At 46.4% G+C, this 15,151-nt stretch carries 3 protein-coding genes; 1 reads left to right on the forward strand and 2 read right to left on the reverse strand.

Annotated features, from left to right (window positions below; translation table 11 throughout):
- Positions 1-53: 53 nt before the first annotated feature.
- Positions 54-12,956: a T9SS type B sorting domain-containing protein gene (locus tag HMPREF1551_RS09260; RefSeq protein WP_021628860.1), complete on the reverse strand. Its 12,903-nt coding sequence runs from the start codon at positions 12,954-12,956 to the stop codon at positions 54-56.
- A 54-nt stretch (positions 12,957-13,010) separates the two neighbouring features.
- A complete protein-coding gene (gene nhaD, locus HMPREF1551_RS09265) occupies positions 13,011-14,342 on the reverse strand; it encodes a sodium:proton antiporter NhaD (RefSeq protein ID WP_021628861.1) in 1,332 nt (443 codons plus the stop codon).
- A 259-nt stretch (positions 14,343-14,601) separates the two neighbouring features.
- Here nhaD and HMPREF1551_RS09270 point away from each other — a divergent pair, with 259 nt between their 5' ends.
- Positions 14,602-15,138: a PAS domain-containing protein gene (locus tag HMPREF1551_RS09270; protein WP_034544602.1), complete on the forward strand. Its 537-nt coding sequence runs from the start codon at positions 14,602-14,604 to the stop codon at positions 15,136-15,138.
- The last annotated feature ends 13 nt before the right edge of the window (positions 15,139-15,151 follow it).

Raw genomic sequence — 15,151 nt, forward strand, 5'->3', positions numbered from 1 at the left:
TTAGTGGTTAGTGGTCAGATGAGAACAACTAACCACTAACTACCAATCCACTATTATCTAAATAGTGTAAAGTGTCCTTTGAATTCTCTTGAATCATCCTCTTCCCCTAAGGTGATGATGTACCAATAGTCTCCCGTAGGTAAGGCCTTGCCATTGTAAGTACCATCCCATCTCTGTCCGCGGGTGAGTTCCTTGAGCAAGCGCCCATAGCGGTCGTATATCTGGGTGAGGATGTTCGGATACTGCTGGCTGTTGTGTGGCCACCATACATCGTTCTCTCCGTCCCCATTCGGTGTAAAGAAGCGTGGAATCTCTATATCTACATAGTCTATATAGTAGACTTCCTGTGCCGTACAGCCCTTGCTGTCTTCCACTTTGGCTTCGATACGCTTCTTGAGCTTATTATCACTCGGATCCACGCCCTCTGGGTCTTGTATCCTTACAATATAAGTACCTTCGCTGCCTCTATGTACCCCATTGAAGTAGTATACATAGCCTGGTATACCATTCTTTCCTAGAAGTCTTAACTCGTTCAGATCTCCTGTGGTTGATGGGTCTTTTATCAGGCTCAACTGCTCTATCACTGGCACTACCACTGGGGTGGTTTCTCCTTCACATGTGGTGGTTCCCTCTGTATAGTACAGCTTGATGGTCTGTGGCAAGGACGATGGGTTCACAGAGGTGTGGTTTCTGTTAATTCTCACCTGTGCCCCTGAGGCAGATCCACTGCTAAAGTTATAGCGAGTAGCCCCTCCATCGAAGGAGTATCTTACCTTGCTATAATCTACCGTTCCATCATCGAAGGTGATCACCACATCTCCGTCATAAGCATTATCGCGACAAGTATCCTCATAGGAGGCTTTCACATCCAAGTTCGGTGCTGCCGTCAAGGCAAACAAGTCTGATTCTCCTGGACACTGCTTGCCATCGCTCGCCCTTACTCGGTAGTTGACCCCTGGGGTAAGTCCCGTGATGGTGTAAGGCAACATACTTGTTCGGATATTAGGGAAGGTATTGGTCACCACATCCGTGTCTGCCTCTACCAATTCTAATTTATAGATGAGCTCTGCTGGGGTTCCCGATGGAGAGCCTTTCGGTATGGTTGGGGTTCCTCCCGTTACATTGATCTTGACAAAGCCGGAGGTGTCTCCATAGCATACCAAGTTTGATCCATCCACCTTGGTGACCTTCACCTCTGGTGGGTTGGAGATGGTAAACTGCTGTTGCTTTTCACAGTTCCAACGGTCTCTCACCACCAAGGTATAGTTACCCGCTGGCAATTCATCGAACTTGTTGCTGGTCTGCAACGGACGTATTGCGCCTCGCTCGGAGTGGTACAACTCATAGTAATAAGTGGTCTTCGGTGTGGCTTCCGTTGGGTCGTCATAAGCTCCCCCACGGGCATTCTCTATCACGATCTCCGCATCCTCTACACCTCTACAAGATACCATCGGGATCTGTGGTGGGTCAAAGTCGATCGGATCTGGTTTGACTACTTTCTTGCTCATCGGTAGGTGTTCCATCACACAGCCCCAAGCATCTTCTACCTTGAACTCGAAGGTGGCTCCTGGACTGTTAGATCCTGGCACTTCTATAAAGAGCCAACGGTTATACATCGCCGCTACCGTTTGTGTATGGCCATTGTCTCCTGTCATGGTCACCTTATAAGGGGCTACCCCTCCGGTGATCTCTATGGAGATTTCCGCACTACCGGTGGCACTACAATCATCCGGTATCTTTAGCTCTGCAGCCAAGTTGATCGGCTGGTCGGCCTGACGGATGGTAAAGTTGGCCGGTATCTTAGTCACACAGCCGGTACTTGTGGAGGTGGCCGTTACCGTATAGGCTCCATACTTCAAGTCGGTTAGCTCTTTGGTGGCACTTCCTGGCGCTACCATTTCTGTACGTACCGGATCCGTAGGTCGGGTGATACTCTTGATTTCCAAGGTATAGCCTTCTGTGGCCTGATCCACTCCTGCGCTATTGCTTAGGTCTAAGTCGGCTAAGGTAAAGGTGATGGATCCGGTGGCGGTACCATAACACTTCACTGGTTTTTCTAGCGTAGCCGTTAGCGAGAAGGTATTCGGATCTTGTACCTCATAGGCCGTTCCGTATACAATACAGCCAGTTTCTTCATTGAGTGCCGTGATGCTATAGCTGCCCATAGGCACATTGTCAAAGGTATGACTCACGGTGGCATTGCCTGCCGCTACCGTAAGGGTCTTGCTCTGGTGAGAGCCATCCGCTACGTTTCGCATCGACAAGGTAATACGTACATCCTTCGTTGGCGTTGGTGCTAAATTGGCCGTTACCGATACTTTTTCGCCTGCTTGACAGGTGATATCCTGTACCTCGGCGGCCATCACCTGGGTGACTTTCACAAATGGATCGATCGCCTGAGCTGCCAAGAAGTCAAAGTCCTTATAGTCACAGTGGTTATACTGGGCATCCTTCACGCGCAAGGTGTAGGTACCTCCCGCTTGGTTATCAATACGGAACTTAGGTTCTGTAAGCTCTACGTTGCCATCCACTGGCTGGCCTGTGGCTTTGTCTATCAAGGTATAGCGATACACACCGCTACCTCCTTTGACATAGTTGGACTCAAGCTCTAACTTGGCTACCAACTCTTGGTCTGCGCTACACTTGAACTGAGTGGCCACTGCCTTGGTCATATCGGCCTGAATCTCTTCTACCCCGAGGATCTTAACCTCCGTGGTGGTCTTACATTCATTATTGCCTTCTACCTCTATCGTATAGATAACGCCTCGCTTGTGTCCGTAAAGTCCCTTAATCAAGGCCTTACGTCCGCCTGCGGTAATCTCTACCTTACTATTGCTAGCTGACACTGATTGGTAATCGGTAAGACTAGTTGGATCCAGACTTACCGTACTGTCATCATCCGCATAGCGGGCTGACTTGACAGTGAACTTCATTCCGGCTATAGATTCAGGTGAGGCAAATAAAGTCACTGATCCTCCTCCGTTGGTTTCTCCCAATGCTGCATTCGGATTGAAGCACTTGGAGTCCGTAAAGCCTTGTACTTGTACAATCGGTACTACCTTTTCTCTTACCACTATAGTTCGAGCAAATGGACAGTTTGGATATTTCAAGTCTACAATCTCTACCCTGTACTTGCCGGCATCGGCTATATCCAAGGTGAAGTCTGCTGGGTTGTGAGCCAAGGCTGTATTGCCTATCAGCAGCGTTTCTCCATTGCTGTCTTCCTTGTACAAGCGGTACACATAGTTGTGATTTGGGGTATTGACATTCTGTACGGTCTTGACCGTAATCTGTCCTTCGCCTGCGGCTCCTGATCGACAGCTGATCAAGCGGGTCTGCTCTACCACATAAGTAGGCTTACCGGTGAAGCTGAAAGTCTTGATGTTGGACACGCAGACATTCTGATCATAGATTCTTAACTCTCTAGCATTGGCATCGGCATATACATTGCTGATACGTCCTTCCCACTTGTTAGGGGCTACCTGCTCGAAGTTGATCGGCAAGCGAGCTGTTTCCGAAGCGGCTGACCCTCCCGAAGGACGGAAGGTATAATAGTGCTGGCCTCGACCTATCTTATTCATCGTTACCAGTAGCGTAAAGTCGGTGCCTGGGGTACACAAGTTCTCTATCTCCACTTCATCTATATGGGCTGTATCGTCCGCATAAACAGTCACTGGTGCTGTTACCCAACAGTCATTGGCATCTCTGACATGTACATGCCATATATCTCCCGATACGGTACCGGTGATCTTCTTATCTGTGGTGAAGAAGGTCTTATCCAATACTAGCTCTGGGCTATTGGTGGTCACCACCTCTGGTTCTGCCCACTTATCTACCGGATCGGTAGCTACCTTAGTAATCGTATAGCGGTAAGGTGGAATACCATCCTTCACCTTAATACGTACCTGTGCCGAATAATTCGGATTCTCCGGAGTATTACAAGAGGAGTTCTTGATTAGCTCCGGAGTACCATCCATGGCCAACGCACGGGGTGCCTTGGCTACCTGGAAGGTTCTAGAGGCTTTCATACAGTGATCTGTCGTTTGGTCTCTTACAACCAAGGTATAGCTCTTGCCTTCTTGCAACAAGCCGGTGAGGGTCTGTTGGATACGTGCCTTACCATCTGATGCTGAGGTTACCGTTCCACTGTGAATTGGTGTGGCTGTAATCGGTAGGGTGGTTACAAATGGGTTCGTATAAAGGGCATAGTCATAGTTGGTGCTTGCAACTAAGCCTGCTACTGTGAAGTCTACATAGACATCATTACCACAGATATTTGGCTTGCGGTTCTGGGTCACCACACCTGAATTGCCATTAGGAATACCCCTTGGGGTTATTATCTTTGTACAGCCCTTATAGTTGGCAATAATCTGGTATCTCAAGCCATTTTGAAGCGTGAGTGGTACCTTAATTACCCCTGGGGTACTGTCGTCATAAGTGGACGGATTGACCTTCGTATGAGCCGCATAGGTCTTCGTTGGGTCATAAACTGCAAACTCTAAGTCTGCCTTGTTAATAGTTCCCCCTCTTTCTCTAAATTCTAAGATAACATTAAGCTCATTACAGTTGCCCGCAGGCCCTGGGGTTTGAGTAATCTCAAGCTCTGAGCCGGCAATGGTCAATGTATTAGGTAATACTACCGAACATCCTGTTCTTAGGTTCGTTACCGCTACATAGTATTCTCCTTGACGCAAGTCTTGGATCGTTACCACACCTCCTGTACTATTGCTAAGGTCTTCCTTGGCCTGACCTATCGTAGCACCTGGATAGTTATTGGCTACCGTAAGTGGCTTGCCATCTGCATCCAAGTCTGTATACAAGCCTACTCTATAGTCTGAGGCAAATGGTGCGGTAAGGGTCAGTTGTACTTCTCCTAATCTTGGAGATGGGGTACAACGCTCTGGCTGATAGCCACTCACCACAAGGGTCGGTGCTGCTTTCTCTGTGACTCTTACGATTTGGTGAGCCTGACATCCCTTACTATCGGTTAGCTCTACATAGTAGTAGCCTGCCACAAGGCCTTGTCCATTGAACTTGTCTGCCGTCAAGATCGTTCCCTGATTGGTTCCATTAGAGTGATAGATCTTGATCGTATAAGGGGCTACTCCCTTAGAGCGGTCTATCGCATTTTCTATCGGTAAGAAGCTGCTGCCATTGTACACACCTATCACCCCATCTGAGGCGCCCGCACAGTTGATCTCACTGCCTGATAGCCCTGGTGAACTCAAGAAGGCTGGCTCCTGTGCCTCTACCTTCTCGGTGACAAACTGCTCACAGCCATTGGCATCCGTCAAGCGGAAGTGGTAAGTGCCCTGCGCCTTAAGGTCGATCTCATACTTGACTGTCGTACCTGTGGTAGGAGCGCCTATCTGTACATTGCCACCATCATTGTCGGTCGATGGGTTATAGCCCGTTGGGTCTGTGGCTTGGCCACCTCGCTTCCACTCTAAGCGGTAAGCGCCGGAGATCTTATTACCTCCCTTGGCCATGATTTCTATATGCTCTGATGGATTCGCATTACAGTCGAAGTGGTCATCCGAGGTATGGCCTACCTCCAAGGCTTCACTGATGGTGATCTCTATCGGAGCAGCTAACTGACAGCCTAAGGCGTCTCTTACCTGTACTTTATATGGGGTCGCTCTTGGAGCTAAGTTCTCAAATTCATATTCCGTTGGGTTGGCCGGATCACTTAGCCAGTTGCCTGAATTATCCAACTCAAATTCATAGCCTCCATTACCTGTAAGCGCATCTACAATGATCGTACCAGTGCCTCCTGGGCTAAGACACAAAGTGCCATTGGCCGTTGCCGTTAGCGCTATCTTAGCTGGAACAAAGTAGGACTGTACTGGACTCAAGCAGCCATTGTGGTCTTTGATCCTGAACTGGTAGCTCTTATTGTCATCCAAGCCTACAAACGCTCCTGTGCTGCCTGTCCATGTGATGTCCGAAGCGGCTACATCTACAAAGTCTGGGTCTTCCGGACGTTTCTTCTGTACCGTATAAGGGGACGTACCATGTACTACCTTCACCGTAGCACCGGCCGTTAGCCATGGTGCTACACAGCCCTTAGCCTGGATCGTCAAATCTTCTATCTCTAACTGTGGTACATCCACTATCGTTGCCGTTTCATTAGTGGCTACCTGGCAATAGGTCTGATCTGCCGCTATCATACGGATGTTCAAGGTATGCACCCCTATCGGGGCTTCTATCTCTAACTTATCGGTGCCCACCAGTGGTGTGGCCTCGAAGGTGCCTCCTGATAGCTGGTACTTATAAGTACTACTTGGCTTCGGATTGGTCAGTTTTACATAGATCTTACCCTTGCCTCCATGACACTTAGGGGGTTCCACCTGGGTGATGCTGGCGGCAAAGCCTTTGTTCGGATCTACTTGTACCGAGATAGGCTCACCTACCTGGCAAGTCTCCGTCGGTTGGGTTACTTCTATATCATCCAATCCTATGGCTACATTGTGCACCGTAGTCTCGATAATCAAGCGCGCTCTGGTGCTCTGGTTGAAGCCTACCAAGTCCTCAAAGGTGACCTCCGCTGTCTTCCAGCTCTCTGCTTGTGATACCGCGGCTACAGTCTTAGTGAAGCTGCTGGTGCCTACACCCGATGGATTCGGTACCTCTACCACTACGCGTATCGGTGCATTATACTGGGTCTGGTGGTTCTTTCCTAAATTGATATAGCGGAACTTCACGCTCATCGCGCGCAACTTCACTACATTGTCTAATTCCTTGACAAACAATTGTACATTGCCCGGACCGGAATGAATCGCATAGTATCTGCCAGTACCTGTCTCACTGCGGTAGATCGCACTACTTGGCAACTGCTTGGTCACCACATGGTTCCCTGCCGATAGCTCGCCTGTTTCCGTAGCGGCTCCTATACCCACTGGGGCTCCCTCACTCGCATCCAAGCGCTCTAAGTCGCCAAAACCGGTCTTATACAATTCATTGATCGGATGGGTCGATGGCTCCTTATAGTAGGCGCGTACCACATAGGCTGCTGCCTTACCTGGGATACCTGTGTAAAGAATCGCATTGCCTGCCGCATTAGGACTCTGGCGTACGGCTCCATCCAAGCTATATTCATAGGTATAGGTCTTGCCCGCTGGAGTGGTCGGAGTAACCGTAAAGGTTCCATTACCCGCACAGTCGTAAGTAACTGGTGTGGCCGATAACGTAGGCTTTACAAGCGACTTCTTGGCCATCACTTCTACCTCGGCTATACAGCCGTTATTATCTTTTACATATACTTTGATCTTCGGATCACTCTCACTACCTCCATCCACATAGAACTCTCTGTCCGTACTATAGACCCCAGTGCCCGAAGTGGACATGAAGCTATAGGTGCCCCCTGGGCCAGGTACGCCGCCCTTAACCCAATTGACCTTCAAGAGGAATTTGCCATTGTTCGTACAGGTGTTGTCCTTCACCACTCCTATAGAGGCTTCTATAGGTGCCGGTGAGCTTACCTCTACATCTTGTTTTACTGTACAACGGATCTGTGGGGAAACAGAGGAATGCAAGTAACTGAGTTCTACTCTATACTTTCCTGCACTTAAATTGTTGAACTCCCCTGATGCATTGGTCTGTACCGACCAGCTGCTGTCCTCCGTGCCGTCTGTCTTATACTTGAATAGCTGAATCTTTGGTTGTGGTACCGTGTTGTCCAAAAATCTTGCAGTGATCTTTCCTGCATCCTCACTCGAACATGTAAGACCCGTTACCTCTACATCTACCGCATACTTGGAGGTCTGACCTACCTGTACCTCATTGGTCAAGGCAACTCTATCATCCACATCCTTAATCAAGAAAATGTATTTACCCTTGCGGGGTACCTCTATCCACTCTGAAAATTTATCAGGTGGATCCGTCTGGGCATTGGTCGGAGCACTGGCATTGGTGTATTCCGAATCTGGAATCACATCCAACAACATGCCATCATAAGAACGCTTCGCATATTGTCCGTCGATCTTATAAATCAAGTATTTATAGTTTCTCCTTCCGCCTACTATCGTAAAGTCGTATTTGGCTCGGTTACACTGACGCTCCGCCCAGGTGTTCGTGAACACTACCCTGGCCGTCATCGCATCTGTCTTTGGTATATCTACCCTGATGGTGGTGCTACAATTCGACAAGGCTGAATCCGTAGGGGTCAAGGTGATATCAAAATTATCTCGTGTCAGGTCATTCGGTACCGCTAAGTTCGGTACCTTTACATAGTGGCTGCCTCTACTATCTACCGCTGGGGTGACATTGGTGGCCAATACAGCTCCATCTGATACGCGTTTTACAGTGTATTTATAGCTAGTACCCTCTGTGCTCATCACTAAGTTGGCTGCACCCAAGCTCAAAGCAGAGTGTTCCGTTACTTGTCCTTCCAATGCAGCTGTGATGCCGCCACTCTTCACCTCGAAGAAGTAGGTCTTCACACACGCACCACTACCTACCTTCAAGCGGTATCTGCCCGCTCCTGTAAAGGTATAGCTATAGTCCGTAGAGATCGTCTGCCAGCAGCTATCTGTATTCTGGTAGCAGTTCTGTGCATTGCTGGCCGGATCACAACCATTGGCTCTTTGCCACTGTACGCCTGCCTGATAGAAGTTGGCTCTCAAGGTATAGCTGCTGCCTGCACAAAGCAAGAAGTGACTTACCCATATATTATTATCATTGATACAATGTCCGCCTCTGCCTCCGGCTTGCTCCTTGATCACATCTACATTGGCATCCGTTGAAGAGATCACTCGGATGTATTCTTCCGTAGCGGTGTCCGCTACTCCTTCACAAGCTACTATCTTCTTTACCATATAGTAGCCTGCTGCTGTAGCTGCGTAAGTAGCGGCCGTCTGGCCAGCTATCTCTTGATAGGTGCTGCCATTGTCCGCACTGCTATACCACTTATAGCTGGTGTAGCCACTGCCGCGAGCTGTCAAGTTCACCGTACCTCCGCAGAAGAGCTCCAATCTTCTACAGTTGTTATCATTATTATGAATCGATGCCCATGAGCTGTTTCCATCCTTGGTGCCTGCACTCGGACAGCCATTGCCCGTGCTGTATTCAAGCGATGCTTTGGCTGTTAGCACTGCACTACAAGCATTCTCATACTGCGAGCAATCCGTCTGGTTCCTGATATTTATAGGTATAAAGACATTGACCTTTCTGTTCTGTCCAAATACGGTTCCGTTGATATTGCTGATAATCAGCACTCTCGGATTATTTGTATCATATTCTACCGTAGTGCCTGTTCCCAACTGGGTCAGTAGCCCTGGTAAGCGGCTATCTGTAGCCTGTGGCAATTCGTAATTGCCATTGGTATTATCCGGTAAAGTAATCTTCAAGGCACTCGTGCCAAAGCGCTGTGTCGTCGTGTTCTCTACCGTTACCATATAATAGGCGGTCTCGCCCTTGGCAAAGCTATGTTTCTCTGCTGCCGCATCATTATGCTCTCCTACAAACTTGCCCGTTACATTTATAGTCACCTGTGGCGCCGTTACCGTTACCTTGAGCCGCTTCTTGCCCTCCGTACCACCATCGGCCTTGCCTTTTACCGTATACTCTACATAGCTATCCCCTACCTTGAAGCCATTCCAGCTCGTAGCAGGTGTATTGCCATTGGCATCCGCAGTCGGCTTGTACAGCTCGTTGCCTCCCGCATCCAATACCCTCCAGGTCAATCTGTAACCACAGCCCTCACTGTCGGTGATCGTAGGCGCTGTCCAAGTGGCCGTCGTTGCACACAAATTCGTAGGCATGATCTCAGTTACATCCGTAAGGGTGCCGATGGCTGCATCTGTGAAGTTCGTTACCTTTAGTGGTACTTCGAGTTTAGAAGTTGTCTTTTCTACTACCGGACAACCACTATTAGATTTCATCTTATAAGTCACAAAGTACTTAGCTGCTTTTTGCGGAGAGAAACTAAAGGTTGCCTTTTTTAGCGTGTCTGCTGGCACTCCATTGAACGCATCAGCAGGATCAGCCTTCCAACGGATATCATATACAGATTCTGAAAGATCCACTGAAAAAGTCATCGGTTGGTTAAAGCAAGCCTGAGTTACACTAGCTTGTGCTGCAGGAGCTGTCAAGCTACCAAAATCAGGTACAGGTACCCAACGATCCAGACAGCCCGATTCAAACTTTACCTCATAAGTATCTCCACCGGTAAGTTTAGGTACATTGGTAAAGGTCGCAAAAGCGTCTTCAAAATTGGTTGGCTTGGTATTGACTACCTTTTTTACCTCATTACCTCCTTGAGTCACAACAGTCTTAACTCCACCTGATACTTTATATAAAGTATAAGTAATAGGATATTTAGGTACAGAGCCTTGCGGCATCTCTACTCGTATCACCCCTGTATTAGGGTTAGAGACATCACACATCCCAATGACTGATACAGGAGTTACATCTGTAATATTCTCTATTTCAAATTCTTTGTATATTTCTGTATCATAAGGCCTTGGTAAGTTAGGGTACATATAGCCATTCTTTCTTGCAGAGGTAGGATCCACTACAGAATAAAGATAACTTCCTGTCTTGATTCCTAGCAAATATTTGCCTGGAGGAAGATCTGCTACATTTGCATGATAAACATATTTTTCTTGGCCATCATTTCCTATCGAAAAGTTAGCAGATTTTACAGCTACTCCTTTACGAAGGTGAAGTTTTGCTTGTCCATTATCTAAATCCTTGTAAACTACTACAGGACTACGTAAAGATGCCGAATAATTCTTCAAAGAAGTAGCTCTAAGAGAAATGGCACCCTTACTAACGCCTCCTCCTGATGCACAAGAGGTTCCTACAACAAGTTGAAAGGTATAAGCGGGTGAAGGCACTTGATCTACTGTAAATGTCTTCACCACCGCAGGCCTGCCAGGACATTGATCCGATAAGGTCATCTTATACTGTCCTATTGGAACATCGGTAAATTGGTAGATAACTTCAGGATTCCCCTCTGGGAGTACTTTGGTATAGGGGAATTTTACCTCATATTCTCCTGCCAAGTTCCAAGGCCCTGTAGCATTGAATTTTACAGTCTTCTTCCCATCAAGGCGCTCTAACTTTACAGTAAGCTTATTATTTGCTTTGAAAAAGTCCAACTGACCACTATCTGGATCTGAAGTTCCAAGATACACCTTATTGCCTTTAATTCCCTCTTCTAAAGTTTGTCCAGGGGTTCCTCCAACGCTGAGATTTATATTACTCAATGGATTTATAGCGTTTACTTGTGCTTGGGTAAACTGTTGGGAGAGGTAGTGTTTGCAGTTCTTTGTGGTAGAGCCATCTAAACTTCCTGAAGCAGTAGCATACTCTACCTGATAAGTAGAAGCAGCACTATTGGCAATGACTGCAATATGCTCATTGTTATTGACTTCATTATAATATCTAAAGAGGTCTCCCTTGTAAGTAGCCGTTGTCCAACTTCCTCCAACTTTTACACGAGACTGTACGGCATTAACATTACAGAAAGCATTGTAATAGGCATTATTACTAAAGGTTTGGAAATAAGTCTTTAGTAATACATTTTTATCACAAGCAGTACCACTTGTTTTAGCTCCTATATTTAGATTGGTATAAGGATGAACTGTAGGAGGGGCTACAGTATGTTGTATTTGTTGGGTTTGGTTATTACTATCTTTATAAGTTATTGTTATCTTATCACCTGGTTTTACTTGATAATTATCAATTTTATAGATCATCGGATCCCACCAGTTCCAATAACCGAATTCATTTCCATTACCATAAACATTGTATTTCCCTTGCACTCTCTTAGCTAAGGCCTCATCCTTGATAAATTCACGTACTACGGTAGGACTACCTGTACGTTCTATCTTTACCGTAAGCAAGAATGGAAAATAAGTAGGCCTTGCCCCCATATGGGTATAGTCCGCTGCTACCGCAAGGTCAAAGAGGTTACAATTGTTACAAGAAGGTACCAAGAACATCTTGAGTCCCTTTGTAGAGAAGAGATAGCCCTCTCCTCCTACTTGTTTGCCCCATTCGCAAGTACCATCAGCTACAGTCAGCAAATAACGCTTTCCTGAGGTGAATTTCTTGGTACCATCAGGAGTTACATAGGCTGTAGTAGTAGCTCCGCTTCCCTTGGTAATGGCATAGCTCGCTACAAACACCTCTGAAGAATCAAAATCTCTTACCTTTACGATAAAAGGGCCAGGTCCAGAGGCTGTATTATTGATTTCTACTGTAAAATATCCTTGCTCCACACGAGCAGGCTCAGTTGTTTTCTTAGGTCTCCAAGAAGTAAAGGCAAAGTTCCTAACAAAATGTTCTGCTGCCGATTGTGTTACTATGCGATGCACATTCCTCGGCTCGGTAATGGAACAAGCCCCTCCTCCAACCTGGTCAGTTACCTCTACATAATAAGCTGAATTAGGAGCAAGCCCTGATATAGCTACAGCTGTCTCTCCTGGGGTCTTAGCTGTAGGAGCTGATATGGCGATAGGAGTAGTATCTGTAAGGGTTCTATAAAGCTTCACTACAAAAGGCCCTTCTCCGTCCTTTATCTTGAAAGTGACTCCTGCATCAGGAGTGCAGACTCCGGTAGGTCTGACATAGGTTGTTGCAGACATATCCAAGCTAAAACGCCTATAGCTGGAGGTTACCGCCTGTACTAGCTGACTCGGATGGGTATCAGTTCCTACCTTCTTAACAATTTTTACCTTATAGGTACCCGAAGAAAGGTCGGAGAACTGTGCCTTCCCGTCCGTATCAAAGTCCAGCTGGGCGAGCTTTGTTCCGCCGCTATCGTAAAGCTCTGTACGCCACTGTGATACAGGGATACTCGCTGCGACAGCTGCTGACCAGTCTACCTTGATATTACCCCCACATACCGTGTTCTCACCCGTAAGGGTGTAGGCAGGAAGCGTAGGTGCTTGTGCCCACATCAGTAGGGGCAGTAGGAAAAAACTTATATACAGTAGCGATCTTTTCATAATAATCTTATTGGTTTTTAGTTTTTAGTTGTTAGTCACTGGTCATTAGTCACTCTATCTGAACCATGTTTCTACCGCAATTAGGGCACCACTACCGGCAAGGAAGCCGATTAAGGCAAGCCAAGAGATGTGTTTTACATACCAGAAAAAGTCTATCTTCTCCATACCCATGGCTGCTACTCCCGCTGCAGAACCGATAATAAGCAAGCTACCTCCTGTACCAGCTGAGAAGGCGATGAAGTGCCAAACAGCGGCATCCAAAGGCTCTTGGAACATCCCTATGGCTGCTGCTACCAACGGTACATTATCAATCACCGCAGAGGCAAAACCAAGGATCATTACCACTATATTCTCATTAGGGATCACATGGCTAAGCGTACCAGCGAAGTTGAAAAGAGTTCCCATCACCTCCAAAGAGGCTACCGCTAAAAGAATTCCTAGGAAGAACAAGATACTAGAATGCTCTATACGGCCTAAAGCACTATGCACAGAGAAAGAAGGCTTGTCTCCCTCTACCAATTCGGTATTAGGCTTGAGCAGTTCGGAGAAGAACCACACAGTAGCCAAAGAGAACAACATCCCCAAGTAAGGTGGCAAGTGGAATATAGACTTGAATACAGGGACAAAGATAATGGCCAATACCCCAATGATAAGGATAGGAGTACTACTCTTGTAAGCCTCGGTCTTATCCATTCGTGGCATATCCAATTTTCCTTTGAAAATAGGCATCACAGAGGCAATCGCAAAAGGTACTAAGAAACAAAGTACAGCTGGAAGTACCACATAATCAATCAATCGCATCGCAGTCACCTTGTTGGCCATCCAAAGCATAGTGGTCGTTACGTCCCCAATGGGTGACCAAGCTCCCCCAGCATTGGCTGCGATTATCAAAAGCGAAGCATACCATATACGTTCCTCGCGGAAAGGTACCAGCTTGCGCAAGATGGTAATCATAATAATAATAGTGGTAAGGTTATCTATCAAGGCAGAGAGGAAAAAGGCAACAATCCCCAATACCCATAGCAGTTTTTTCTTTCTGCGAGTCTTAACCATCTTTTTGATAATCTCGAACCCACGGTGCATATCGATAATCTCAACAATGGTCATAGCCCCAATGAGGAAGAAGAGAATTTCGGCTACTTCCCCTAAGTGATGCAACAAGAGGGTGTCTATAGCCTCCTGATTGCCCCCAGCATACTGATCAGCTAAGGGGACAAGACCATCCTGTATTTTGAATACAGGCAAATCAGCCGTTTTGAGGATTGTCCAGCAGATAACGGCCATGCCTAGTGCTGAAATTGTTTTGTCAATTTTCACCTGGTGTTCTACTGTAATAAACAGATAACCAATGAAAAACACTGCTACAATTAGAAATTCTAATGCCATTTTCTATATACTTTTTTGAGGGTGCAAGTTATAAAAAATTTATCAGAAAAACCTATTTTCTTACCTCTATTTTTATTGTTTTGTTGATAACTTTTTAATAGAGAACATAACTCACTAATTACCAACAAATAAGAGCTATAATCAGAAGGTGGAAAAGTTTATTTGTATTGTTCATAAAAATAACCCCTATTTCTTTTTAAATACGGCAAAAAAATGTATCTTTGCGGAGATTTTTACCAAACAATTAATTTCCTCCAATATGATACCAAACTTCAAATATCCTACTCCTATAGATAAGGAAGTAGATTGGGATAAGTCCAAGACCATCATGAGCCGCACAGATGCTGCTGGTGTGATTGATTTTGTCAATCAAGTATTTTGTGATGTATGTGGCTATACCGAGGAAGAGCTATTAGGCTCCCCACACAACCTGATTCGCCATCCGGATATGCCAAGGGTGATTTTCAAGGTACTTTGGGATAATATACAACAAGGTATAAACTTCCATGCAGTAGCTAAGAACCTTGCCAAATCGGGCGAATACTACTGGGTGGTAACAGATTTCGACATTATCAAGGATGCACAAGGAAAAATTGTAAGCTACTTGGCTCGCCGTACCTCTATACCAACCCAAAGTGTACAGAAGTACATCGCTCCACTCTATGCCAAGATGCTCCAAGTGGAAGCGGCTGGCGGCATGGAAGCCAGTGGTGCTTATCTGGCCAACTACCTCAAGGAAAACGGCTACTACGACTATATTGACTTCATAGAACATGCTATCTTAGAGTTCAAATAATATAGTAACCAGT

The sequence above is a fragment of the Capnocytophaga sp. oral taxon 863 str. F0517 genome, assembly GCF_000466425.1.
Classification (GTDB): Bacteria; Bacteroidota; Bacteroidia; order Flavobacteriales; family Flavobacteriaceae; genus Capnocytophaga.

Coding starts and splice junctions, on each gene's coding strand:
- HMPREF1551_RS09260 (WP_021628860.1), bottom strand. CDS start 12,956: ATGAAAAGATCGCTACTGTATATAAGTTTTTTCCTACTGCCCCTACTG.
- nhaD (WP_021628861.1), bottom strand. CDS start 14,342: ATGGCATTAGAATTTCTAATTGTAGCAGTGTTTTTCATTGGTTATCTG.
- HMPREF1551_RS09270 (WP_034544602.1), top strand. CDS start 14,602: ATGATACCAAACTTCAAATATCCTACTCCTATAGATAAGGAAGTAGAT.